Origin of the sequence: Streptomyces sp. NPDC050856 (genome assembly GCF_040653855.1) — a bacterium.
Lineage (GTDB): Bacteria > Actinomycetota > Actinomycetes > Streptomycetales > Streptomycetaceae > Streptomyces.
The window spans coordinates 269,825-294,171 of sequence record NZ_JBFAGV010000003.1; the positions used below are offsets into that span (position 1 = coordinate 269,825).

Annotated in this window: 20 protein-coding genes and 1 riboswitch; of the genes, 12 read left to right on the forward strand and 8 right to left on the reverse strand. The window is 75.7% G+C overall.

The window, feature by feature from the left end:
- The first annotated feature begins 7 nt into the window (after nucleotides 1-7).
- Nucleotides 8-181 carry a hypothetical protein gene (locus AB0H53_RS04635; RefSeq protein ID WP_362107067.1) on the forward strand — a complete coding sequence of 58 codons (174 nt, stop codon included), beginning with the start codon at nucleotides 8-10 and terminating at the stop codon, nucleotides 179-181.
- 137 nt (nucleotides 182-318) lie between these two features.
- Here AB0H53_RS04635 and cobN read toward each other — a convergent pair whose 3' ends face one another.
- A complete protein-coding gene (cobN, locus tag AB0H53_RS04640; protein ID WP_362107070.1) occupies nucleotides 319-3,909 on the reverse strand; it encodes a cobaltochelatase subunit CobN in 3,591 nt (1,196 codons plus the stop codon).
- 147 nt (nucleotides 3,910-4,056) lie between these two features.
- A riboswitch (cobalamin riboswitch) is annotated at nucleotides 4,057-4,187 on the reverse strand.
- A gap of 24 nt (nucleotides 4,188-4,211) precedes the next feature.
- Between cobN and AB0H53_RS04645 the strand changes: the two genes are divergently transcribed.
- From AB0H53_RS04645 to AB0H53_RS04655, 3 genes are read left to right on the forward strand one after another with little or no spacing between them, the layout of a single operon-like run.
- The gene (locus AB0H53_RS04645) at nucleotides 4,212-5,591 is read left to right on the forward strand and encodes a cobalamin biosynthesis protein CobG (protein ID WP_362107073.1); all 1,380 of its coding nucleotides are present in this window, start codon (nucleotides 4,212-4,214) and stop codon (nucleotides 5,589-5,591) included.
- A 4-nt stretch (nucleotides 5,592-5,595) separates the two neighbouring features.
- Nucleotides 5,596-6,231: a precorrin-8X methylmutase gene (locus AB0H53_RS04650; RefSeq protein ID WP_362107076.1), complete on the forward strand. Its 636-nt coding sequence runs from the start codon at nucleotides 5,596-5,598 to the stop codon at nucleotides 6,229-6,231.
- Entirely contained in the window at nucleotides 6,228-7,727 is a 1,500-nt protein-coding gene (locus AB0H53_RS04655) for a precorrin-2 C(20)-methyltransferase (RefSeq protein ID WP_362107079.1), read from the forward strand. Before AB0H53_RS04650 ends, AB0H53_RS04655 begins: the two co-directional genes overlap by 4 nt.
- 231 nt (nucleotides 7,728-7,958) lie before the next feature.
- Here AB0H53_RS04655 and AB0H53_RS04660 read toward each other — a convergent pair whose 3' ends face one another.
- Nucleotides 7,959-8,687 (reverse strand): cobalt-precorrin-6A reductase, encoded by a 729-nt coding sequence (locus AB0H53_RS04660; protein ID WP_362107082.1) that lies wholly within the window; start codon nucleotides 8,685-8,687, stop codon nucleotides 7,959-7,961.
- A 12-nt stretch (nucleotides 8,688-8,699) separates the two neighbouring features.
- Here AB0H53_RS04660 and AB0H53_RS04665 point away from each other — a divergent pair, with 12 nt between their 5' ends.
- Nucleotides 8,700-9,833: a cobalt-precorrin-5B (C(1))-methyltransferase gene (locus AB0H53_RS04665; RefSeq protein ID WP_362107085.1), complete on the forward strand. Its 1,134-nt coding sequence runs from the start codon at nucleotides 8,700-8,702 to the stop codon at nucleotides 9,831-9,833.
- Here the strand turns inward: AB0H53_RS04665 and cobM are convergent.
- A complete protein-coding gene (gene cobM, locus AB0H53_RS04670; protein ID WP_362107088.1) occupies nucleotides 9,821-10,570 on the reverse strand; it encodes a precorrin-4 C(11)-methyltransferase in 750 nt (249 codons plus the stop codon). The two genes, AB0H53_RS04665 and cobM, sit on opposite strands and share 13 nt — an antisense overlap.
- Nucleotides 10,567-11,814 carry a precorrin-6y C5,15-methyltransferase (decarboxylating) subunit CbiE gene (cbiE, locus tag AB0H53_RS04675; protein WP_362107091.1) on the reverse strand — a complete coding sequence of 416 codons (1,248 nt, stop codon included), beginning with the start codon at nucleotides 11,812-11,814 and terminating at the stop codon, nucleotides 10,567-10,569. The genes cobM and cbiE overlap by 4 nt, the downstream gene beginning before the upstream one ends.
- Before the next feature lie 90 nt (nucleotides 11,815-11,904).
- Between cbiE and AB0H53_RS04680 the strand changes: the two genes are divergently transcribed.
- Nucleotides 11,905-12,828: a LysR family transcriptional regulator gene (locus tag AB0H53_RS04680; RefSeq protein WP_362107094.1), complete on the forward strand. Its 924-nt coding sequence runs from the start codon at nucleotides 11,905-11,907 to the stop codon at nucleotides 12,826-12,828.
- Between the two features lie 118 nt (nucleotides 12,829-12,946).
- Nucleotides 12,947-13,411: a universal stress protein gene (locus AB0H53_RS04685; RefSeq protein ID WP_362107097.1), complete on the forward strand. Its 465-nt coding sequence runs from the start codon at nucleotides 12,947-12,949 to the stop codon at nucleotides 13,409-13,411.
- A gap of 82 nt (nucleotides 13,412-13,493) precedes the next feature.
- On the opposite strand, the gene AB0H53_RS04690 is transcribed toward AB0H53_RS04685, so the two are convergent.
- From AB0H53_RS04690 to AB0H53_RS04700, 3 genes are all read right to left on the reverse strand, one after another.
- A complete protein-coding gene (locus tag AB0H53_RS04690) occupies nucleotides 13,494-14,345 on the reverse strand; it encodes an ABC transporter permease (RefSeq protein ID WP_362107100.1) in 852 nt (283 codons plus the stop codon).
- On the reverse strand, nucleotides 14,342-15,391 hold the full coding sequence (locus AB0H53_RS04695) for an ATP-binding cassette domain-containing protein (protein WP_362107102.1): 1,050 nt from the start codon (nucleotides 15,389-15,391) through the stop codon (nucleotides 14,342-14,344). The genes AB0H53_RS04690 and AB0H53_RS04695 overlap by 4 nt, the downstream gene beginning before the upstream one ends.
- Before the next feature lie 144 nt (nucleotides 15,392-15,535).
- A complete protein-coding gene (locus AB0H53_RS04700) occupies nucleotides 15,536-15,937 on the reverse strand; it encodes a hypothetical protein (RefSeq protein WP_362107105.1) in 402 nt (133 codons plus the stop codon).
- A 197-nt stretch (nucleotides 15,938-16,134) separates the two neighbouring features.
- On the opposite strand from AB0H53_RS04700, the gene AB0H53_RS04705 reads away from it, so the two are divergent.
- From AB0H53_RS04705 to AB0H53_RS04725, 5 genes are all read left to right on the forward strand, one after another.
- Complete coding sequence (locus tag AB0H53_RS04705) at nucleotides 16,135-17,085, forward strand: endonuclease/exonuclease/phosphatase family protein (protein WP_362107108.1); 951 nt, start codon at nucleotides 16,135-16,137, stop codon at nucleotides 17,083-17,085.
- Nucleotides 17,086-17,102: 17 nt separating this feature from the next.
- A complete protein-coding gene (locus AB0H53_RS04710; protein ID WP_362107111.1) occupies nucleotides 17,103-17,339 on the forward strand; it encodes a DUF2630 family protein in 237 nt (78 codons plus the stop codon).
- Nucleotides 17,340-17,434: 95 nt separating this feature from the next.
- Complete coding sequence (locus AB0H53_RS04715) at nucleotides 17,435-19,363, forward strand: FUSC family protein (protein WP_362107114.1); 1,929 nt, start codon at nucleotides 17,435-17,437, stop codon at nucleotides 19,361-19,363.
- Between the two features lie 86 nt (nucleotides 19,364-19,449).
- The gene (locus AB0H53_RS04720; RefSeq protein ID WP_362107117.1) at nucleotides 19,450-20,946 is read left to right on the forward strand and encodes an APC family permease; all 1,497 of its coding nucleotides are present in this window, start codon (nucleotides 19,450-19,452) and stop codon (nucleotides 20,944-20,946) included.
- 104 nt (nucleotides 20,947-21,050) lie between these two features.
- Nucleotides 21,051-22,022, forward strand: a complete 972-nt coding sequence (locus AB0H53_RS04725; protein ID WP_362107120.1) for a hypothetical protein — start codon at nucleotides 21,051-21,053, stop codon at nucleotides 22,020-22,022.
- 64 nt (nucleotides 22,023-22,086) lie between these two features.
- Here AB0H53_RS04725 and AB0H53_RS04730 read toward each other — a convergent pair whose 3' ends face one another.
- Nucleotides 22,087-24,138 (reverse strand): PhoX family protein, encoded by a 2,052-nt coding sequence (locus AB0H53_RS04730; RefSeq protein ID WP_362107122.1) that lies wholly within the window; start codon nucleotides 24,136-24,138, stop codon nucleotides 22,087-22,089.
- Nucleotides 24,139-24,347: the final 209 nt, after the last annotated feature.

The window sequence follows — 24,347 nt, forward strand, 5'->3', positions numbered from 1 at the left end:
TCAACTCATGAGGACTCAGACGGCAACTGAAGCAGGACCGAACGCCCCGACGGGGACCGCCCGGCCCGCCACGGTGTCCCGCGAGATCCACGGACCCGTCCGCACCCACCGCCCGGCGCGTGTCGAAGACGTACCGCACGACGCGACGGGGCAGTGGAACATCGTGCTCGGCGAGGACTGAACCGGCGCCCGAACCGGGTCAGGCGCCGAACACGTCCATGACCTCCCATGCCCGCGCGGTGATCCCGCCGGGCGGGGGCGTGCGGGCCGGGCCGGCGAGGAAGGCGCGGCAGCCCCCTCGCCGGCCCGGCCCGGCGCTCACTCCCCGTCGCCCTCCAGGTCGCCCTCGGTCTCCAGGAACACCTGGCGGAGCTGCTCCAGGAGCTGCGGGTCCGGCTTGGCCCACATGCCGCGCGACTCGGCCTCCAGCAGCCGCTCGGCGATACCGTGCAGCGCCCAGGGGTTGGCCTCCTGGAGGAACGCGCGGTTCTCCGGGTCCAGGACGTACGTCTCGGTGAGCTTGTCGTACATCCAGTCGGCCACCACACCGGTCGTGGCGTCGTACCCGAAGAGGTAGTCGACCGTCGCGGCCAGCTCGAACGCGCCCTTGTAGCCGTGGCGGCGCATCGCCTCGATCCAGCGCGGGTTGACCACGCGGGCGCGGAAGACGCGGGAGGTCTCCTCGACCAGCGTGCGGGTGCGGACCGTCTCGGGGCGGGTCGAGTCGCCGATGTACGCCTCCGGGGCGGTGCCCCGCAGCGCGCGCACCGTGGCCACCATGCCGCCGTGGTACTGGAAGTAGTCGTCGGAGTCCGCGATGTCGTGCTCGCGGGTGTCCGTGTTCTTCGCGGCGACGGCGATGCGCTTGTACGCGGTCTCCATCTCGTCGCGGGCCGGGCGGCCGTCCAGCTCACGGCCGTAGGCGTAGCCGCCCCACACCGTGTACACCTCGGCGAGGTCCGCGTCGGTGCGCCAGTCGCGCGAGTCGATGAGCTGGAGGATGCCCGCGCCGTAGGTGCCCGGGCGGGAGCCGAAGATCCGGGTGGTGGCCCGGCGTTCGTCGCCGTGCTCGGCGAGGTCCGCCTGGGCGTGGGCGCGCACGTAGTTGTCGGCGGCCGGCTCGTCCAGCGAGGCGGCGAGGCGCACCGCGTCGTCCAGCAGGCCGATGGTGTGCGGGAAGGCGTCCCGGAAGAAGCCGGAGATGCGCAGGGTGACGTCGATGCGCGGCCGGCCCAGCTCGGCGAGCGGGAGCGGTTCGAGGCCGGTCACCCGGCGGGAGGCGTCGTCCCAGACGGGCCGGATGCCGAGCAGCGCCAGCGCCTCGGCCACGTCGTCGCCGGAGGTGCGCATCGCGCTGGTGCCCCACAGCGACAGGCCGACCGAGGTGGGCCAGTCGCCGTTGTCGCCCCGGTAGCGCTCCAGCAGCGAGTCGGCGAGGGCCTGGCCGGTCTCCCAGGCGAGCCGGGAGGGGACGGCCTTGGGGTCGACCGAGTAGAAGTTCCGGCCGGTCGGCAGGACGTTGACCAGGCCGCGCAGCGGCGAGCCGGAGGGGCCGGCCGGGACGAAGCCGCCGTTGAGGGCGTGCACCGCGTGGTCCAGCTCGTCGGTGGTGGCGGCCAGGCGCGGGACGACCTGCTCGGCGGCGAACCGCAGGACGGCGGCCACCTGCTCGCCCTGGTCGGTGGGCACGGCCGACACGTCCCAGCCGGCGTCCTCCATCGCCTGGACCAGGGCACGGGCCTTGGCCTCGGCCTCGTCGGCGGCGGTGCGGGTGGCGGCCGACTCGTCCAGGCCGAGCGCCTCGCGCAGGCCGGGCAGCGACTGGGTGCCGCCCCAGATCTGGCGGGCGCGCAGGATCGACAGGACCAGGTTGACGCGCTCGGGGCCGGTGGGCGCTCCGCCCAGCACGTGCAGGCCGTCGCGGATCTGGGCGTCCTTGACCTCGCAGAGCCAGCCGTCGACGTGGAGCAGGAAGTCGTCGAACCCGTCGTCGTCGGGGCGGTCCTCCAGGCCCAGGTCGTGGTCGAGCTTGGCGGCCTGGATGAGGGTCCAGATCTGGGCGCGGATGGCGGGCAGCTTGGCCGGGTCCATGGCGGAGATGGCCGCGTACTCGTCGAGGAGCTGTTCCAGGCGCGTGATGTCGCCGTAGGACTCGGCGCGGGCCATCGGCGGCACCAGGTGGTCGACCAGCGTGGCGTGGACGCGGCGCTTGGCCTGGGTGCCCTCGCCCGGGTCGTTGACCAGGAAGGGGTAGATCAGCGGCAGGTCGCCGAGGGCCGCGTCCGGGCCGCAGGCGGCGGACAGGCCGGCGTTCTTGCCGGGCAGCCACTCCAGGTTGCCGTGCTTGCCCAGGTGGACCATGGCGTCGGCGCCGAAACCGCCGTCGTCCTTCGCCGCCGCGATCCAGCGGTAGGCGGCCAGGTAGTGGTGCGAGGGCGGCAGATCGGGGTCGTGGTAGATCGCGATCGGGTTCTCGCCGAAGCCGCGCGGCGGCTGGATGAGGACGAGCAGGTTGCCGCGCCGCAGGGCGGCGAGCACGATGTCGCCCTCCGGGTTGCGGGAGCGGTCCAGGAACATCTCGCCGGGCGGCGGGCCCCAGTGCTGCTCGACGTTCTCGCGCAGCTCCTCGGGGAGCGTGGCGTACCAGCGCTTGTAGTCGGCGGCCGGGATGCGGACGGGGTTGCGGGCGAGCTGCTCCTCGGTGAGCCAGTCCTGGTCGTGGCCGCCGGCCTCGATGAGCGCGTAGATCAGCTCGTCGCCGTCGCCGGACGCGAGGCCCGGCACCTCCTCGTCGCCGAAGTCGTAGCCCTCCTCGCGCAGCCGGCGCAGCAGGGCCACGGCGGAGGCGGGGGTGTCCAGGCCGACGGCGTTGCCGATGCGGGAGTGCTTGGTGGGGTACGCGGACAGCACCAGGGCCAGGCGCTTGTCGGCGTTGGGGATGTGGCGCAGGCGGGCGTGGCGGACCGCGATCCCGGCGACACGGGCGGCGCGCTCGGCGTCGGCGACGTAGGCGGGCAGGCCGTCCGCGTCGATCTCCTTGAAGGAGAACGGGACGGTGATCAGCCGGCCGTCGAACTCGGGCACGGCGACCTGGCTGGCCGCGTCCAGCGGCGAGAGGCCCTCGTCGTTCTCCTCCCACGCGCTGCGCGGGCCGGTCAGGCACAGGGCCTGGAGGATCGGCACGTCCAGGGCGGCCAGCGCGCCCGCGTCCCAGGCCTCCTCGTCCCCGCCCGCCTGCGCCTCGGCGGGCTTGGTGCCACCGGCGGCCAGGACGGTGGTGACGATCGCGTCGGCACCGCTGAGCGCCTCCAGCAGCTCCGGCTCGGGGGCGCGCAGGGACGCCACGTACAGCGGCCTGGCCCGGCCGCCCGCGTCCTCGATGGCGTCGCACAGCGCGCCGACGAAGGCGGTGTTCCCGCTCATGTGGTGGGCGCGGTAGTAGAGCACCGCGACGGTCGGGCCGTCGGTGCGGCGCTCGGCGCGCTCCAGCGGTCCCCAGGTGGGCGCGGCGGCCGGGGGCTCGAAGCCGTGGCCGGTGAGCAGGACCGTGTCGGACAGGAAACGGGCGAGCTGCTCCAGGTTGGCCGGGCCGCCGTGGGCGAGGTAGGCGTGCGCCTCGGCCGCGATGCCGATCGGGACGGTGGACGCCTCCATGAGCTGGGCGTCCGGGGCCTGTTCGCCGGTGAGGACGACGACCGGCCTGCCCGTCGCGAGCAGCGCGTCCAGGCCCTCCTCCCAGGCGCGGATGCCGCCCAGCAGGCGGACGACGACCAGGTCGGTGCCCTCCAGCAGCGCGGGCAGGTCGTCCAGCGGGAGGCGGGAGGGGTTGGCGAAGCGGTACGCGACGGGGCCTTCGGCCGCGCGGGCGCTCAGCAGGTCGGTGTCGGAGTGCGACAGGAGCAGGATCACTTGGACTCACCTCGGAAATCCCCGCGCGTCACGCCGGGCAGAACGGTGTCCGGGACGGACCTCTGACAGGGGTGGGAGAACGGGGGTCGTGCCCCGCAAGAGAGCGGCATCGCGTGCGCAGGCCTTCCTCGGGGTGTCCGCGCCCCGGGTGGTCGTAGGACGGCGGGAGTTCCTGACTCGCCGGGCCACCGGGGGCCGGCTCACAGTGGCGGGACCGCGCCGGAATCTCACCGGGCTTCCTCCCTAGGGCCCTGGGACCCTGTGCCGTCTGCATAGTAGAGGCTGCGCGTATGCTCGCGGCCATGCCGCCCACCTCGCCGAAAACCCCGGAACGGGGTGAAGCTCACATACGGGACCGCGTACGCGACCGTGGTGACGCCTGCCCGGGTGCGCTCAGGCTGCACCGGGCGGACGACGGAGCCCTGGCCCGACTCCGCCTGCCCACCGGCATCCTGACGGCCCGTCAGGTCGAGGTGCTGGCCGGCGCGGCGGACCGGCTCGGCGACGGCCGCCTCGGCGTCACCTCGCGCGGCAACATCGAACTGCGCGGCCTGGGCGACGGTTGCGGGCGGGACCTGGCCGACCTGCTGCGCGGCGCCGGCCTGCTCCCCTCCGAACAGCACGAGCGGATCCGCAACATGGTCGTCTCACCGCTCACCGGACTGGACGGCCCGGACGGGCCGGGCCGGGCCGACGTGCGGGAGTGGGCCGCCCGCCTCGACGGACTGCTGTGCGCCGAGCCGTGGACGGCGGCCCTGTCCGGCCGGTTCCTGTTCGCCGTGGACGACGGACGCGGCGACGTGGCCCGGCTCGGCGCCGATGTGACCTTGATCGCAGAATCGGACGGCCGCGCCCTCCTGCGGGTCGGGCCGCGCGGCCACCGGGTGGCCGCCGCCGACGCGCCCCGCGCCGCGCTGGCCGCCGCCGAGGCGTTCCTGGCCGCCGCGCGCGAGGCCGGCACCGGCGCCTGGCGGGTGGCGGAGCTGCCGGCCGGGCAGGACGTGGACGTGACCGGACGACTGGAGCGGCGGGGGATCGCGGCGACGGAGGCGGCCCCCGGCCCCCTCCCGGCCGGCCGGCCGCCCGCGCCCGGCCTCGTCGGCCCGGCCGGCGGCCCCACCGCCGTGTCCGCCGTCGCCCCGCTCGGCCGGATCACCACCGCCCAACTGCGCGCCCTGCTGCCCGCGCCCGCCGACGAGGTACGCGTCACCCCCTGGCGCGGGTTCGTCGTGCCCGGGTTCCCCGGCGCCGGGGCGGCCCGGGAGCGGCTGGCCGCCCTCGGCGCGGCCGGGCTGATCACCCGTACCGACTCGCCCTGGCCCGCCGTCTCGGCCTGCACCGGGCGGCCGGGCTGCGCCAAGTCGCTGTCCGACGTGCGGGCCGACGCCCGCCCGCTGGACGGCACCCCGCCGGCGGGCGGCCCGGGACCGGCCGGCGCCGCCCTGCCCGTCCACTGGTCCGGCTGCGCGCGCCGCTGCGGGCACCCGCAGGGGGAGTGGGTGGACGCGGTGGCCACCTCCGACGGCGTGTACGAGGTGACCGTGCGCGCCCCCGGTCACGACACCCCACCGGCCACCGTCCACGTCCCCCGGCGGGACGCCCCGCCGGGCGCCCCTCCCCACGACGCCCCAACACCGGACGTCCCGCCCCGGGACGACGCCCCCCGACGAGACGCCACCTGACGAGATGAGCGAGAGCAGAGTGTTCGAGTACGAGAAGGACGGCGCGGAGATCTACCGCCAGTCCTTTGCCACCATCCGCGCCGAGGCGGACCTCGCCGGCCTGCCCGCCGACGTCAGCCAGGTCGCCGTGCGGATGATCCACGCCTGCGGCATGGTCGACCTCGTCCGCGACCTGGCCCACACCCCCCGGGTGGTGGCCCGGGCCCGCGAGGCGCTGCGCGCCGGGGCGCCGATCCTGTGCGACGCGCAGATGGTCGCCAGCGGCGTCACCCGCAAGCGGCTGCCCGCCGACAACGAGGTGCTCTGCACCCTCTCCGACCCGTCCGTGCCGGCGCTCGCCGCCGAACTGGGCACCACCCGCAGCGCCGCCGCGCTGGAGCTGTGGCGCGACCGCCTCGAAGGCTCGGTCGTCGCCATCGGCAACGCGCCCACCGCGCTCTTCCGCCTGCTGGAGATGATCGAGGCGGGCGCGCCGCGCCCGGCCGCCGTCATCGGCATACCGGTCGGCTTCATCGGCGCCGCCGAGTCCAAGGACGCGCTGGCGGCCTCGGACCTCGACCACCTGGTGGTGCGCGGCCGGCGCGGCGGCAGCGCCATGGCCGCCGCCGCCGTCAACGCGATCGCGAGTGAGGCGGAATGAGCGGGAAGCTGTACGGCGTCGGGCTGGGCCCCGGCGACCCGTCCCTGATGACGGTACGGGCGGTGGAGGTGATCGCGTCCGCCGATGTGGTGGCGTACCACAGCGCCCGGCACGGCCGTTCGATCGCCCGCTCCATCGCCGCCGCGCACATCCGCGAGGACCACATCGAGGAGCGGCTGATGTACCCGCTCACGGTGGAGACCACGGACCACCCGGGCGGCTACCGGGGCGCGCTGGACGACTTCTACGAGGAGGCGTCGGCACGGCTGGCCGCCCACCTGGACGCCGGCCGTACCGTCGCGGTGCTCGCCGAGGGCGACCCGCTGTTCTACGGCTCCTACCAGCACATGCACAAGCGCCTGGCGCACCGCTACGACACCGAGGTGATCCCCGGCGTCACCTCGGTGAGCGCCTCGGCGGCGCGGCTGGGCAAGCCGCTGTGCGAGGCCGAGGAAGTCCTCACGATCATCCCCGGCACGCTCCCCGAGGAGGAACTGACCGCCCGCCTGGCCGCCACCGACTCGGCGGTCGTGATGAAGCTCGGCCGCACCTTCCCGGCGGTGCGCCGGGCGCTGGAGAGCGCGGGCCGGCTGGCCGACGCCCACTACGTGGAACGCGCGACCATGGCCGGCGAGCGCACGGCCGCGCTGGCCGACGTGGACCCGGAGTCGGTGCCGTACTTCTCCGTGGCGGTGCTCCCCTCCCGGATCGACGCCGAACCCGACGTGACCGGCCCGGGCGAGGTCGTGGTCGTCGGCACGGGCCCGGCCGGGCCCCGGTGGCTGACCCCCGAGACGCGCGGCGCCCTCGCGGCGGCCACCGACCTGGTCGGCTACACCACCTACCTGGACCGGGTGCCGGCGCGCCCGGGGCAGGTACGGCACGGCTCCGACAACAAGGTGGAGTCCGAGCGCGCCGAGTTCGCCCTCGACCTGGCCCGGCGCGGCCGGCGGGTCGCGGTGGTCTCGGGCGGTGACCCGGGGGTGTTCGCCATGGCCACGGCCGTGCTGGAGGTCGCCTCCCAGGACCCGTACCTGGACGTGCCGGTCCGCGTGCTGCCCGGGGTCACCGCGGCCAACGCCGCCGCGGCCAGGGCGGGCGCCCCGCTGGGCCACGACTACGCGACGATCTCCCTGTCCGACCGGCTCAAGCCGTGGGAGGTCATCGCGGAACGCCTGGCCGCCGCCGCATCGGCCGACCTGGTCCTCGCCCTCTACAACCCGGGCTCCCGCAGCCGCACCTGGCAGGTCGCCAAGGCCCGTGAACTGCTCCTGGAGCACCGCGCCCCCGACACGCCGGTGGTCGTCGCCCGTGACGTGGGCGGCCCGGAGGAGTCGGTGCGCGTCCTGTCCCTGGTGGACCTGGACCCGGCCGAGGTAGACATGCGCACCCTCCTGCTGATCGGCTCCTCCCAGACCCGCGCGGTCCGGCGCGCCGACGGCGACGGCGAGCGGGTGGTGGCCTGGACGCCCCGGAAGTACCCGGAGGGCCAGTAGGGCTCCGGCCGCCCGCGCTCCGCGCGAGCCGGGGCGCCCCGGATCACGCGCTCCTTCCCGGCGGCTGCCCCCGCCGTGGCCCGGTGGCCGCCGGCGACGACCGCGTCCACCGGGGGACCGGGCCGGGGCACCCGGGAGGAGTACGGTCCCGGGGTGCGTGCTCGGGACGGCGCCGCCGTGGGCCGGGCCGGGGCCGCGGCGCGCGTGCCCGGCTCCCCGGGTGACGGGTGGCTACCGCCGCGACAGCCACGCCGCCGCCTCCTCCGGGCCGGCGACCACCGGGACACCCTCGGGGACCGGGGGGCGGCGGACGACGACGACCGGGAGACCCGCCTCACGGGCCGCGGTCAGCTTCGGCGAGGTGGCCGCGCCGCCGCTGTCCTTGGTGACGAGGACGTCGACCGCGTGCCGCCGCAGGATCTCCCGCTCGCCGTCCAGGGTGAACGGGCCCCGGTCCAGCAGCACGTCCATCCGGGGCGGGAACGGCGGCTCCGGGGGGTCCACCGAACGGACCAGGAACCAGGCGTCCGCGATGTGCGCGAAGGTCGCCAGGCCCATCCGGCCGGTGGTGAGGAAGATCCGGCGGCCCAGGGCCCCCGCCCTGTCCGCCGCCTCCTCCAGGGAGGCGACCGGGTGCCAGTCGTCGCCCTCGACGGGGGCCCACCCGGGACGGCGGAGGGCGAGCAGGGGAACATGGGCTTCGGCGGCGGCCCCGGCCGCGTGGAAACTGATCGTGCCGGCGAAAGGATGGGTGGCGTCGATGACCGCGTCCACCTGGTGCTCGCGCAGCCAGCGGGCCAGGCCCTCGGCTCCGCCGAAGCCACCGACGCGTACCTCGCCCGGCGGGAGCCTCGGTGAGGCGACCCGGCCGGCGAGCGAGCTGGTGACCCGGACGGCCGGGTGCAGCAGCTCCGCGAGGCGGCGGGCCTCGGTCGTGCCGCCGAGGATCAATACGTGCATCGGGGTCCGTCCATGAACACGAGTGCGAGCGGGGGGCGCAGCGCCCAACTCAAGCACACCGGGCTGCGGTCCGGCTGGACCACCGGGGCGTGCGCGACGGCGGCGACGACCGCCGCCTACACCGCGCTGCTCACCGGCGACTTCCCCGACCCGGTCACGATCGCGCTGCCCAGGGGGCAGACGCCCGCCTTCGCGCTGGCGGCCGAGGAACTCGGTGACGCCCACGCCATGGCCGGCATCGTCAAGGACGCCGGGGACGATCCGGACGTCACGCACGGCGCGCTGGTGCGCTCCACGGTGCGGGCCCTGCCCGCCGGGTCCGGGGTGGTGTTCCGGGCCGGCGCCGGCGTCGGGACCGTCACCCGGCCCGGTCTGCCGCTCGACGTGGGCGAGCCGGCGATCAACCCCGTACCGCGCCGGATGATGCGCGACCACATCGCCCGGGTGGCCGCCGAGCACGGCGGCACCGGCGACGTGGAGGTCACCGTCTCCGTCGACCACGGCGAGGAGATCGCCCGCTCCACGTGGAACCCGCGCCTGGGCATCCTGGGCGGGCTGTCCATCCTCGGCACCACCGGGATCGTCGTGCCCTACTCGTGCTCGGCGTGGATCGACTCCATCCGGCGCGGTGTGGACGTGGCGCGGGCCGCCGGCCGCACCCACGTCGCCGGCTGCACCGGCTCGACGTCCGAGAGGACGGTCGTGTCGCTGTACGGGCTGCCCGAGGACGCCCTGCTGGACATGGGCGACTTCGCGGGCGCCGTGCTGAAGTACGTTCGGCGGCACCCGGTCGAACGGCTCACCGTCTGCGGCGGCTTCGCCAAGCTGTCCAAGCTCGCGGCCGGCCACCTCGACCTGCACTCGGCGCGCTCCCAGGTGGACAAGGGCTTCCTGGCCGAGCTGGCGCGGGCCGGCGGCGCCGACGAGGACCTGGCGGCACAGGTGGCCGGCGCCAACACCGGTCTGGCCGCGCTCCAGCTCTGCGCCGCCCGGGGCGTGCCGCTGGGCGACCTGGTGGCGGTCACCGCCCGCGACCAGGCCCTCGCCGTCCTGCGCGGCGCCCCGGTCACGGTGGACGTGGTGTGCATCGACCGGGCGGGCACGGTGGTGGGCCGGAGCGCCCCCGCGGGCGGTCAGCAGGTGTGACGGTCGCGCTCCGGCGAGTACAGGTGGCTGTCCCGGAACTGGGTCGCCGCCAGGGTGCGGCCCACCAGGATCACCGCCGTACGCGTGATGCCCGCCGCCTTCGTGGCGTCCGCGATGTCGGCGAGCGTGCCGCGCAGGACCACCTCGTCCGGGCGGCTGGCCATCGCCACCACGGCGGCCGGGCAGTCCGCGCCGTAGTGCGGGGTCAGCTCGGCGACGACCCGGTCGACGTACCGGGCCGCCAGGTGCAGCACCAGCAGGGCGCCGCTGCGGCCCAGGGTCGCCAGGTCCTCGCCCTCCGGCATGGCCGTGGCCTGCTCGGCGATGCGGGTCAGGATCACCGTCTGGCCCACCGTCGGCACCGTCAGCTCCCGCCTCAGCGCCGCGGCCGCCGCCGCGAAGGCCGGCACGCCCGGCACCACCTCGTACGGGACGCCCGCCGCGTCCAGGCGCCGCATCTGCTCGGCCACCGCGCTGAACACGGACGGGTCGCCCGAGTGGAGCCGGGCCACGTCATGGCCCTCCCGGTGGGCGCGGACCAGCTCGGCGGTGATCGCGTCCAGGTCCAGCCGGGCGGTGTCCACCAGCCGGGCGTCCGGCGGGCACTCGGCCAGCAGCTCGCGCGGCACCAGCGAACCGGCGTACAGGCACACCCCGCAGGACGCCAGGGTGCGCGCCCCGCGCACGGTGATCAGGTCGGCGGCACCGGGGCCCGCCCCGATGAAGTAGACGGTCATGTCGAGCCTGCCTCGGATTTCGTAACGGACCATTGGGTGACCGGCATGGCCTGGCGCCAGCCGGTGAAGCCGCCCACCGGGACGGCGTGCGCGACCGCGAGCCGCACCAGGTCGCCGCCGTGGCGCCGGTAGCGGTCGGCGAGCAGCGCCTCGGACTCCAGCGTCACCGTGTTGGCGACCAGCCGACCGCCCGGCGCCAGGGCGTCCCAGCAGGCGTCCAGCAGTCCCGGCGCGGTGAGCCCGCCGCCGATGAACACCGCGTCCGGCCGCTCCAGCCCGGCCAGGCCCGCCGGGGCGGCGGCGGTCACCACCCGCAGACCGGGCACGCCCAGCGCCTCGGCGTTGCGGACGATCCGGGCCGCCCTGGCCGGGTCGCGCTCGACGCTGACCGCGCGGCAGGAGCGGTGGGCACGCATCCACTCGATGCCGATCGAGCCGGAGCCGCCGCCGATGTCCCACAGCAGCTCACCGGGCGCGGGCGCCAGCGCGGCCAGTGTCGCGGCCCGCACATGCCGCTTGGTGAGCTGGCCGTCGCTCTCGTACGCCTCGTCCGGCAGTCCCGGCACGGCACCCAGCCGGGGCGCGCCCGGCTCGCGCGCGCACCGGACCGCCACGACGTTGAGCGGGTCCCCGGGCGGGTGGGGCCAGTCGCGGGCGGTGCCCTCCAACCGCCGCTCCCGGTCGGAGCCGAGCTGTTCCAGGACGTCCAGGCGGCTGGGCCCGAAGCCGCGCTCCCGCAGCAGGGCGGCCACCTCGCCGGGGGTCGCCGCGCCCGCGCTGAGCACCAGCAGCCGCCGCCCGTCGTGCAGCTCGGCGGCCAGCGAGGCCAGGGGGCGGCCGACCAGCGTCACGGTCCCGGTGTCCTCCAGCGGCCAGCCGAGCCGGGCACAGGCGTAGGAGACGGAGGACGGGTGCGGCAGGACACGCAGCCGCTCGGGGCCGGCCGTCTCGGCGAGGGCCCGGCCGATGCCGTAGAACATCGGGTCGCCACTGGCCAGCACCGCCACCCGCCGGCCACCGCCGGTGTGCTCGGCCAGCAGCCGGGGCACGGCCGGCCGCAGCGGCGAGGGCCAGGCGACGCGCTCGGCCCGGCACTCGGCGGGCAGCAGGGCGAGCTGCCGGTCACCGCCGATGACGACATGGGCGGCGCGCAGCGCGGCGCGCGAGGTCTCGGCGAGCCCCGCCCAGCCGTCCGCGCCGATGCCGACGACGGTCACGGGCGCGGTGGGTACGGGGCTGCTCACGGGCTGGAACCCTACCGGGCGCTCCCCGGCCGCCCCACCCGGGGCCGGACCTCGGCCGGACCGGCGGGCGGCGGCTTCTACAGTCGGCACATGACGGATGCGCAGACCGGCGGGCCGCTCGACCTGGGCCTGCTGCGGACCTTCCTCGCGGTGCACCGCTCGGGTTCGTTCACCGCGGCGGCCCGGCTGGTGGGCCTGTCCCAGCCGACCGTGACGGCGCAGATGCGCGCCCTGGAACGGCAGCTCGGCCGGGAGCTGTTCACCCGCGGGCCGCGCGGGGTGGGCCCGACGCCGGTCGCCGACGACCTGGCCGCCCGGGTCGCCGCCCCGCTCGACGCGCTGGAGGCGGTCACCGGAGGGGCGTCGGCCGCCAGGGGGCCCGCCGAACCGGTGCGGCTGGCCGGACCGGCCGAACTGGTCGGCCTGCGGGTGCTGCCCGCGCTGGCCCCGCTGACCGGGCGGGGCGTGCGGCTGCGCGTCGGCACCGGCCTGACCGACGACCTGCTCGACGGACTGCGGGCCGGCCACCACGACCTGGTGATCTCCACCTACCGGCCGCGCGGCCGGGCGCTGGTCGCCGTACCGCTGATGGACGAGGAGTTCGTCCTGGTCGCCGCGCCCGCCTGGGCGGAGCGGATCGGCGGGGCCGAACGGGTCGCGGCGGCCGGGCCCGCGGCCCTGCGGGGGGCGCCGCTGGTGACGTACGCCGAGGACCTGCCCATCGCCCGCCGCTACTGGCGCCATGTGTTCGGCACCCGGCTGGCCGGCCCCGCGGCCATCACCGTGCCCGATCTGCGCGGTGTGCTGGCGGCGGTGGTGGCGGGCGCCGGGATCAGCGTGCTGCCGCGCTACCTGTGCCTGGCCGAGCTGGCGGCGGGCACGCTGGTGCCGCTCCTGTCGCCCGAGGACCCGCCGATCAACACCGCCTACCTGGCGGGCCGGGCGGGCTCGCCGGACCATCCGCACCTGGCACTGGTGCGCGAGGTGCTGCTGCGCGAGGCGCGCGCGTGGTGAGGCCCCCTCCGGGTAGACGGGTGGCAGGCCGACGCCGGCGGGCGGTGTCCCCGCGACCGGTGGCCGTCCGGGCCGCCGCCCGGCCGGGCGGCGCGTGACGAGCAACCTGGAGGCCGGCATGGCAGCGGGCAGGATCGTGGTGGGCGTCGACGGTTCCGAACCGTCCCTCGGGGCGCTGCGGTGGGCCGCCCGGCAGGCGGAACTGACCGGGGACCGGCTGGAGGCCGTGATCGGCTGGGAGTACCCGGCCTCCGGCTGGGCGGCCATGGCGCCGGGCATGCCCCTGGCCGCCATGCCCTCGGGCGCGGCGGCCGAGGCCGACCCGGAGGAGCTGGCCCGCCGGACCCTGGACGAGGCGGTGACGGCCACCCTCGGCGGGGCGGCGGCCGCCGCCACGGACCGCCTGGTGGTCAACGGCCACGCGGCGCAGGCGCTGGTGGAGCGCGCCGCCGGCGCCTCCCTGCTGGTGGTGGGCGACCGGGGGCACAGCGGTCTCACGGCGGCGCTGCTCGGCTCGGTGAGCCGGCACGTCACCCACCACGCGCCCTGCCCGGTGGTCGTGGTGCGCGGCGACACCGGCTGACACCCCGGCCGGGCGCGGGCGCGGCACTCCACTCGCGGTCGGCTGCCGTCCGCGGCCCGGCGTGCCGTCCGCGCCCGGCGTGTCATCTGCGGTTGTACAGCCGCATCGTCACCGCGCCGAAGACCACGACGAACAGCGCCGACCAGGCCAGTGACCAGCCGATGTCGGCGCCCGGCCAGTGACCGGCCATCAACCCCCGCACCGCGCCCGCCAGGTGCGTCACCGGGCTGTTGTTGACGAACACCTGGAGCCAGCCCGGCATCGTCCTGGGGTCCACGAAGACATTGCTCAGGAACGTCAGCGGGAAGATCACCATCATGCTGACGCCCATGACCGACTTCTCGCTGCGCAGCAGCAGGCCGAACATCGTCCAGATCCACGAGAAGGAGAAGGCGAACACCAGCAGCAGCGCCACCCCGCCCAGTACCCCGACCACCCCGCCGTGCGGGCGGTAGCCGATGAGCAGGCCGACGGACAGCATCACCGCCGACGCGATGAGGTAGCGCACCGCGTCGCCCAGCAGGTAGCCGACCATCGGCGCGGGCCGCCAGATCGGCAGGGTGCGGAACCGGTCGAACACGCCCTTGGTGATGTCGGTGTTGACCGACACCCCCGTGTACATCGTGATCATCACGACGCTCATGGTCAGGATGCCGGGCAGCAGGAACTGGACGTACGAGGCGACCGACCCGGCCAGCGCCCCCCCGAAGAGGTACGTGTACATCAGCACCATCATGATCGGGAAGGCGGTGACGTCGAAGAGCTGCTCCGGCACGTGCTTGATCTTCAGCATGGCCCGCCAGCCGAAGGTCAGGGAGGCGGACAGCGCGCCGGCGCGCGGTGGCCGCTGCCGGGCGACCAGCAGCGCCGCCAGGTCCTCCGCCCGGGGGGCGGCGTGGACGGTGTCGTCGGCCGCGGCCCTCACGGTGCTCATACGGCGGCCTCCTTCCCGCCGGCGGCGAGTCCGGTACCGGCGGCGGGCCCGGCACGGCCGTCCCGGTCCTCCGCGGCGCCGCCCGCGCGGGTACGGTCGGTCAGGGCGAGGAAGACCTCGTCCAGACTGGGCTGGCCCAGCGCGAAGTTGTCCACGGTGACCCCGGCCCTGGCCAGTTCCGTCAGTGCCCGCGCCGCCCGTTCGGCCGCGCCCTGTTCGGTACGGCCGTCGATGGTGGCGGTCAGCGCGACCGGGTCGGCATCGAGCTGCACGGTCGCGTTCAGCGCGGTGGCCAGCACCCGCTCGGCGTCCGGCCGCTGCGCGGGGTCGCGCAGCCGTACGTGCACCGAGCCGGAGCCGACCGAGGCCTTCAGTTCGCCCTTCGTGCCCTCCGCGATCACCCTGCCGTGGTCGATGACCGCGATCCGCCCGGCCAGGTGGTCGGCCTCGTCCAGGTACTGCGTGGTCAGCAGCACGGTGGTGCCCTGGGCGACGACCGCCCTGACGATGTCCCACACCTGGTTGCGGCTGCGCGGGTCCAGGCCGGTCGTCGGCTCGTCGAGGAAGAGCAGGTCCGGCGTGTTGAGGATGGAGGCGGCGATGTCGATACGGCGCCGCATGCCGCCCGAGTAGTTCTTCACCTGCCGTCCGGCCGCCTCCGCGAGCCCGAAGGCCGCGAGAAGCTGGGCGGCCCGCTCGCGCGCCGCCCGCTTGGGGTGACCGAGCAGCCGGCCCAGCAGCACCAGGTTCTCGGTGCCGGTCAGGTCCTCGTCGACGGAGGCGTACTGCCCGGTCAGGCTCACCCTGCCGCGTACCGCGTCGGCGTCCCGCACCACGTCCTGGCCGAAGACCCGGGCCTCGCCACCGTCCGGCCGCAGCAGGGTGGCCAGCACCTTCACGGCGGTGGTCTTGCCCGCGCCGTTGGGCCCCAGCAGGCCGTACACCGTGCCGGCGGGCACCCGCAGGTCGACGCCGTCGACCGCCCGGTTGGCGCCGAAGACCTTCACCAGGCCGTGGGTCTCGATGGCCAGGTCGGTGTTCGTCATCGTCACCGTCTCCAAAGGGCAGTCCTCGGACAACTCGCGGCGCAGTGCCCCAAGTCTCCGGCGCCCGCGCGCGCGGCGCCACTCCTTCCGCCGTCCCGGCCACCGGGGGACCGCGGGGACGGCGCCCCCGGACGCGCGGGACGCTCACTCGTGGGTGTGGAAGAGGTACAGCGCCACGCAGAACACCGCCGCCGCCACCAGCAGGGACAGCACCGCGACCGTCAGCACGCTGGAGGTCGTCAGGCTCAGCAGGAAGCCCAGCCCGACGCCCGCCAGGGCCGCGAAGGCCGCCGCGCGCGGCTCGCGGGTGAGGGAGCGCCGGACGCGGAACACCCCGTGGCACAGGGCGCCGAAGACCACCGCCGCGACCAGGGCGAGCAGGCCCTCGCCCCAGGTCGGCGAAGCGTCACCGGCGCGCTCGATCCACTGGGCCAGGACGCCGTAGCCGGCACCCAGGACGGCGGGCGCCACCCAGCCGCGGCGCGGCGTGCGGCGGGCGGCGTGACGGCGGCGGTGCCGCCCGGGCACCGTTACGTGCGAGGCCATGGCGCTCCTCCGTTCGCTCCCCCTGCCTTCAGGGCACACCCGCTGCCGGCGCCCGGCAAGTGGACCGGCCGGGCCCGGCCCGACCGTCCGGCGCGGGGTTCGGCGTCGGTGCCGCGACCGGGTGCGGGAGGGGGCGGGCGCCGGGTCGGGGCGGTCGGCCGGCGGACGGCCGCCGGGGTGTGGGGGAGGATCAGCGGGTGGACAGCCCCTCCCGTCGCCGTACCGCCGCCCGTGCCGCCGGGGCGCTGCTCGCGGTGCCCACCGCCGTCGCCGGCTGCCGGCTCGCCGGGGCCGACGCCGTCACCCCCGTACCCCAGTTGCTCGCGCTGCTGCCCTGGTCGGCCGTCCCCGCCGTGCCGGCCCTGGCGCTCGCCACGGCCGCCCGCCGCCCGGCCCTGGTGGTCTGGGCCGCCGCCCTGCTCGCCGTCACGGTGTGGCTGGCCCAGCCCTACGGGCCGGACACCACCCGTGCCCGGGGACCGGTCACCGCGCGCCTCACCGTCCTGGCGTCCAACGTGGAGTTCTCCGGCGCCACCGCCGAGCTGCTGGCGGTGATCCGGCGCGAACGCCCCGACCTGGTCTTCGTCTCCGAGTGCGACCCCGGCTGCGTCCGGCTGCTGGCCACCGCCCTCCCGCACCGCGCCGAGGTCGCGGCCCCGGGCCCGGCCGGTTCGGTCGTCCTCAGCGCCCGCCCGCTCACCCCCGCGCCCGCGCTGCCCGGGACCCTGGGCATGCCGGGCGCCACCCTGCGCGCCGGGGGCAAGGACGTACGGCTCCAGCTCGCGCACCCACTGCCGCCGCTGCCCGGGCGGGTCGCCGCCTGGCGGCGGGAGCTGGCCGAGCTGCGGGACTTCGCCGCCGGGTACCGGGGCCGGTCCGTCGTCCTGGCCGGGGACTTCAACGCCTCCCAGGACCACGCCGCCTTCCGTGCCGTGCTCGACTCCGGCGCTCTGCACGACAGCGCCAGGATCGCCGGCGCGGCCCGCACCGGCTCCTGGCCGCAGGACGGGCCGCTGCCCCCGTTCGCGCAGATCGACCACGTTCTGGTCAGTACGGACTTCGCGGTGCGGGGCGCGCGCTTCCTCCCGGTGCCCCGCACCGATCACCGGGCCCTGCTCGTCGAACTCGACCTGCACGCCCTGCCGTAATCCGGGAAGGTGGACGCATGGACAACGAGCAGATACTCGACCACATCGGTGCGCTCGTCCGTGAGGAACGCGCCCTGCGCGACCGGGCCGGCGGCCTGAGCGACGACGAACGGGTGCGGCTGCGGGCCCTGGAAGTGCGGCTCGACCAGTGCTGGGACCTGCTGCGGCAGCGCCGTGCCAAGTCCGAGTTCGGCGAGAGCCCGGACAGCGCCGAGCCCCGCCCGCCCGGTGAGGTCGAGGGCTACCTCAGCTGAACGCGCCGCGCCCCGGGAGGCCGCGCCGTGGGGGTTCGCGCCGTCACCGGCCGGGGGGCGGCGGGCGGCGGGGCGGCGGGCCGCCGGCGTGGCTGGTGCACGGCCTGCGCCCGCAGCCCGCCCCGGTGCCCTGGGCCGCCGTCGTCCGGGCCTCCGTCGCGCTCGCCGCGCCCCTCGCCGTCGGCCTCGCCGCCGACCGGCCGGTGTACGGCGCGCTGGTCTCCATGGGCGCCCTGTCCGGGGTCATCGGGGACACCGCCGACGCCTACCGCATGCGGCTGTACAACATCGCCGTACCGCAGCTCTTCGGGGCTCTCGGGGTCACCCTGGGCACGCTCGTCCACGGGCGGGGCTGGGCGGCCGTCGGCGTCCTCACCCTCGTCGCCCTGGTCTCCGGCATGATCTCGTCGATCGGCGCGGTCGCCTCCGCCTCCGGACTGCTCGTCCTGCTCAACGCGGTCGTCGGCGCCGGACTGCCGATGCCCGACCCGTGGTGGACGGCTCCCGTCCTGCTCACCCTGGGCGGCGCCGTCGTCCTCGCCCTCACCCTGCTGGGCTGGCCGCTGCGCGGCGGCGTGCCCGAAAGAGCGGCGGTCGCCGACGCCTACCGGGCCGTCGCCGAGCTGCTGGCGGCGGCGGGCACACCGGCGTACGAGGAGCGGCGCCAGGCCGTCACCCAGGCCCTGAACACCGCCTACGACCTGGTCCTCGCCCGCCGTGCCCGCGACCACGGCCGCAACCCCGCCCTCGTCCGCCTGCTGGCCCAGCTCGGCGCGCTGATCCCGGTGCTGGAGGCGGCTCCGGCGGCCCACCAGCGCGCCCGGCTGCTCGGCCGCCCGCTCCCGGCCGAGGTCCCGGCCGCCGTCCACGACCTGGCCGCCGCCGTCCTCGACCCCGACGCGCCCGGAGGTGCCGCCCGGGCCGGAGGTGCCGTCCGGGCCGGAGATGCCGGGACCGGCAGCCCCTCCGAACGGGCCGTCGACCACGCCCTGCGGCACGCCGCGACCGTGGTCCACCGCACCGAGCCCGACCCGGGCGGCGTGGACGACCGGCTGGGCCTGCCCGCCGCGCTGCGCGTGCGGTTCCGCCGTGCCGCGCGGGGCGCGCTGCTCTCCCCGGCGTCCTGGCGCTACGGGCTGCGCCTGGCGCTGTGCGTCGGACTCGCCCAGGCCCTGGTCTCCCTCGTCCCCGTCCCCCGCTCCTACTGGGTGGCGCTCACCGTCACCTTCGTCCTCAAGCCCGACTTCGGCTCGGTCTTCTCCCGCGCGGTGCTGCGCGCGCTGGGCACGGCGGCCGGCCTCGTCATCGCGGCGGCCGTCCTGTCGCAGGTGCCGCGCGGCTGGTGGGACGTGCCGGTGACGATGGTCCTGGCCGCCCTGATCCCGGCCTGCACCGTCAAGGGGTACGCCTTCCAGACCGCCGCGATCACCCCGGTGATCCTGCTCCTGTCCGACCTCCTCAACCGCCAGGGCTTCGGCCTGGTCCTGCCGCGCCTGTACGACTCGCTGCTGGGCTGCGCGATCGTGCTGGTCGCCGGCTACCTGCTGTGGCCGGAGAGCTGGCACACCCGGATCGGCGACCGGCTCGCGGACACCGTCGCCGACACCGCCCGCTATGTGGCCGACGCGTTCGGGCCGGCCACGGACCCCGCCGCCCGGGCCCGGGCCAGGCGCCGGCTCTACCGGGACCTGTCCACCGTGCGCTCCGAGTTCCAGCGCGCCCTGACCGAACCGCCGCCGACCGGCACCCGGGCCGCCGCCTGGTGGCCGCTGGTGGTGGCCGTGGAGCGGATCGTGGACGCGACGACCGCCGCGCGGGTACGGGCCGACCACGGCGCCGAACCGCCCACCGCCGCCGAGGTCGCCGGCGTCGAGGGGCAGTTGCGCGAACTGGCCGGGGCGCTGCGCGGCAGCGAGGTCCTGGTGCCGGTGCCGGCGGAGCCGGCGGGCGACGACGAAGGCGTCCTCGCGCCGCTGCGGCAGGAGGTGGCGGCGGCCCGCGCCATCGCCTCACCCGGCGCGTGACCTACGATGCGCACGCGTATACGCGGTCCGGCGGCCACGCCGCCCCCGGCGAACGCCATATGCCCTACCGAACAAGGACATTCGCCATGCGCACCACTTTCCGCGGGGGCACGTCCGGCACCGCCGGCCGGGGGCTCCGGCCCAATGTCCTCGGTACGCTCGACACCGTCGTGATGGCGGTCGCGGGCAGCGCGCCCGCCTACTCGCTGGCCGCCACCACCGCCGTCCTCGTCGGCACCGTCGGGTTCGCCGCGCCCGCCGCGCTGCTGTACTGCGCGCTGCCGATGCTGGGCATCGTGCTGGCCTTCAGCCGCCTGGGCCGCATCGACGTCAACGCGGGCGCCAGCTACTCCTGGGTGGGCCGCACCCTCCACCCGTTCCTCGGGTTCCTGTCCGGCTGGGCACTGGTGGTCGCCGCCATGTTCTTCATGGTCGCCGGGTCACTGCCGGCCGGGCAGCTCACCCTCGCGCTGTTCGACCCGGCCCTCGCCCAGGACACCGCGCTCGCCACCGCCGTCGGGGCCGGGTGGTTCCTGGCGATGCTGCTGGTCGTGCTGGGCGGCGCCCGGCTCACCGTACGGGCGCAGCTGTTCATGACCGGCGTGGAGCTGCTGATCCTGTCGCTGTTCGTGCTGGGCGCGCTGCTGCACCGGGGCTCGGCCGCCTCCTTCGACTGGTCCTGGCTGGGCCCCTGGCACTTCGACGGCGTCCCGGGCTTCGCGTCGGGCGCGCTGATCGCCGCCTTCTCGTACTGGGGCTGGGACGTCACCAGCAACCTCAGCGAGGAGACCCGCGACAGCCGGCGCACGGCGGGGCTCGCCGCGCTCGTCGGGGTCGGGGTGGTCTTCCTCCTCTTCGAGGCGTTCACCATCGCCGTCAACGTCCTGCTCCCCACCGACCGGACCGAGGCGGCCGGCGCCGACGTCCTGGTCCTGCTCGGCGAGGTGATCTGGCCCGGCGCCGGCGGGAAGCTGCTCGTCGTGGCGGTGATGCTGTCCACCGTGGCCACCCTGGAGACCACCCTCATCCAGGTGACGCGCTCACTGTTCGCGATGGGCCGGGACCGGACGATGCCGGCCGCTCTCGGGGCCGTGCACCGCCGCTGGAACACCCCGTGGGTGGCGATCGGTGTCGTCGGCGCGGTCGCGCTGCTGCTGTTCGTGGCGGCGACCGCCCTCGGCTCGGTCGGCGACATCCTCGCCGACGCGGTCAGCGCGATGGGACTGCTGATCGCCTTCTACTACGGCCTGGCGGGGATCGCCGCCGTGGTGGCCTACCGGGGCATGCTGCTCGCCTCGGTACGGGACTTCGTCCTGGGCGGCGCCTGGCCCCTGCTCGGCTCGGCGTTCATGTTCTGGATCTTCTTCGAGTCGCTGGGCGGACTCAGCACGGCGGCGGCCGCGATCGGCCTGGGCGGGCTGGCGGCGGGCCTCGTGCCGATGTTCTGGTATTGGCACAAGGGCAGTTCGTACTACCGTCCGGCGAAGCTGGACGCGGCACGGGCGCTGGCGGCTGCCGAGCCGTACCCCGTGGCGCGCGGCCGGCGGCCGGGCGGCGACGAGGCGCTCGCCACCGACTTCTGACGACCACCGGCCGTTCCCGGGCCCCGTGCGGGGAACCAGCCCGAGAGACACCGGAGCCGCAACAGCTCGCAGACCGAAGAGGCGGAACAGAGAGGGGGGATGGGATGGCAGGACGGCGCCGGGGTCGTTCCGCACGCTTCCGGCCGGACTTCGATCCGGACTGCGGCGACCGCGCGCTCACCGAGGCGCGCCACGACATCGTCATCGGACGCTGGCAGGGCGTCCGGGACCTGCTGCGCGCCACCGGTGACCACTGGGGGCCGCGCACGCACCGGGTGCGGTTGCTGGCGCACGCGGCGGCCCGCAGCACGGTGGTCGAGGCCTGGCGGGCGGCCGAGCCGGACGACCCGGACGCGGCGGTGCTGCGCGCCGCGACCGAGGTGGTCCGGGTCTTCGACCGGGCCATCGAGGTCGGCCGGGGCGGCAGCGTGGACCGGGCGCGGCTCGACGCGGCGGTCATGGCCTGCCTGGGCGCGGCGGACGCGCGGCCCGCCGACCCGATGCCGTGGGCCTCGCTGCTGACCGTGGCCCGGCTGTACGAGCACGGGGTCGGGCGCCGGGAGCTGCGCGGCTGGTGGGACGAGCTGCGGCGGCGCGACCCGCACCACCTGGAGGGCCACGCGCAGCTCGTGCGGTACTGGTCGGCGCGGTGGCACGGCACGCACGGCGCGATGTACGACGTGGCGCGGGACGTGGCCGGGGCGGCGCCGCCCGGGTCACCGCTGCCGGTACTGGTGCAGATCGCCCGGGTGGAGGAGTACCGCCACATCGCCGAAGCGGCGCGCGGACGGGGACCGGTGCGCGGCTTCGACCAGCACTGGAAGCACGAACTGGCGGCGACGGAGGTACGGCGCACCCGGGACCGCTGGCTGGGTGGCCGCGCCCCGGGCCCGGTGCGGCCCGAGGAGGTCGAGCCGCTGAACTACCTCGCGCACGGCGCCTGTTACGCGGGCCTGGCCGATGTGGCGGGTGAGGTTCTCCGGATGCTGGGCGCGCGGGCCTCGTGGGTGCCGTGGTCGTACACGGGCGACCCGGCGGAGCAGTACACGAGGTGGCGCGAACAGCTACTGCGCTGACGCGCCACCCCGCACCGCTCCCGGCGCGGCCCGGTCGCTCGGCCGGACCGGCCGCACCGGCCGGTCAGACGCCGATGTCGCGGCCGTCCTCGCGGTAGACGACGACCACCGAGGGGCGCACGATCCGGCCGGGACCGTCCGGCCAGGTCGACGCGGGCTTCTCGGCGGAGGCCCCGTCGACCTCGCCGGGGTGCTGCACCGCGACCAGGACGCGCCGGTCCTGGATGATCGGGCCGCAGGTCTCGGCGCCGGTCGGCACGGTCAGGAACTGCTTGAGCTCACCGCGCCGCTCGCCCCGCGTCGCCACCCCGAACAGGCCGTCGTGCGAGCCGAGCTGGTTGCCGTCCGTGGAGATCCACAGGTTCCCGTGCGGGTCGAAGGCCACGTTGTCCGGGCAGGAGATCGGACTGACCTTGTCCTTGGGGTAACCCGCGAAGTACGTGGCCGGGTCGTCCGGGTCGCCCGCCACCAGGAACAGCCGCCAGGCGAAGCCGTCGGACGCCGGGTCGTCCCAGTGCTCGGCCAGCTCCAGGATCTGGCCGTGCTTGTTGACGTTGCGCGGGTTGGCCTCGTCCGCACCGGCCTTGCCGGGCTTGCCCCGGTCGCTGTTGTTGGTCAGCGCGACGTACACCCGGCCGGTACGGGGGCTCGGCTCGACGTCCTCGGGGCGGTCCATCTTGGTGGCGCCCACCTTGTCGGCGGCGAGACGGGTGAAGACGTACACCTCCTCGGCGGTCATCCCGGGCACGTGCGAGACATCACCGGTGGCCAGCGGGATCCACTGGCCCGCTCCGTCGAACTCGCCGTCGGCGGGCAGCCGGCCGGTGCCGTCGACGTCCTGCGGCGAGTCGCCGGTGAGCCTGGCGACGTACAGGGTGCCCTCGTCGAGCAGGGTCAGGTTGTGCTCGCGCGCGGCACGGCTGCCGCCCTTCTTCATCCGCTTGCTCGACACGAACTTGTAGAAGTAGTCGAAGCGCTCGTCGTCACCCATGTAGACGACCGGCCGGCCGTCGGCGGTCAGCCGGGGCTGCGCTGCCTCGTGCTTGAAGCGGCCGAGCGCGGTGCGCTTGCGGGGCGTGGAGTCGGGGTCGTACGGGTCGAGCTCCACCACCCAGCCGAAGCGGTGCGCCTCGTTGGGCTCCTGCCGCAGGTCGAAGCGCCGGTCGAACCGCTCCCACTTGCGCTCGGTGGCGCCGGTCCCGATGCCGTACCGCTTGTCGGTGGCGGACGACCCGTTGGCGAAGTACTGGTTGAAGTTCTCCTCGCCGTGCAGGGTGGTGCCCCACGGGGTGGTGCCGCCGGCGCAGTTGTTGAGCGTGCCGTACACCGTGCGGCCGGCCGGGTCGGCCGACGTGCGCAGCAGCTTGCCGCCCGCCGCCGGGCCGGTCAGCTCGAACTCGCTGGTCGCGGTGAGGCGCCGGTTCAGCGGGTGCCGCGTCACCGGGGTGAGCCGGCCGGAGCGGTGCTCCTCCTGGACGACGACCACGGACAGGCCGTGCGCCGCCCAGGCGATCTCGACCTGTTCGCGGGTCGGGTTCTCGGGGTCGTACCCCTTGAACATCAGCACTTCGTCCGTGTACTCGTGGTTGGCCACCAGGAGCTGACGGCCCGGCTCGCCGCGCAGCGGCAGCAGGGACAGGAAGTCGTTGTTGTACCCGAACTGGCCCGCCTGCGCCTCGGCGGTCTGCCGGTCCGGGTCGAAGGCGGGCGCGCCGCGCAGGATGGGCTCGCCCCACCGGATGACGACACTCTGGGCGTAGCCGTCGGGGACGGTGACCTTGTCGTCCTTGTTGGGCGCGACCGGCGCGAAGCGGAGCCCACGGGCACCGGTGCCCTTCCCGCCGGTACGCGGCGCGGCCGGCACGGCCGCCCCGGCCGGCTGGGCGCCCTGGACGGCGAGGGCCCCGCCGGCGGTGGCGGCCACGGTCACGACGGCGGCGGCACGCATCATGGAACGACGCGACAGGGCGCCGGCTATGACGTCACCGACGTACGCGTTGTCGCTGGTGTTGGGCACCTCGTGGAAGCACGCGTCGCCGCAGCGGTAGCGGCAGGTGAGGGCGGACCGGCCGCCCGCGTGCGAGTCGGTGCTCAGCAACGGCAGCAGTTTGCGCACTTCAATCCTCCTCCGGCGCACCCCGCGCCGACATGGTGTCGGGAATGTCGTTCGGCCGTGACGTTAGGCGGGAACGCCAGCAGTGCGGCGGCGACCGGGTGAACGGCGGATGAATCCGGGGCGTACGGGGTGCGGTTGACGCAATTCCCCCTTGCCTTTCGGCGCCACTCGGGGCGGCTAACCTTACGTGTCCGTCCTGGCCAGGGATG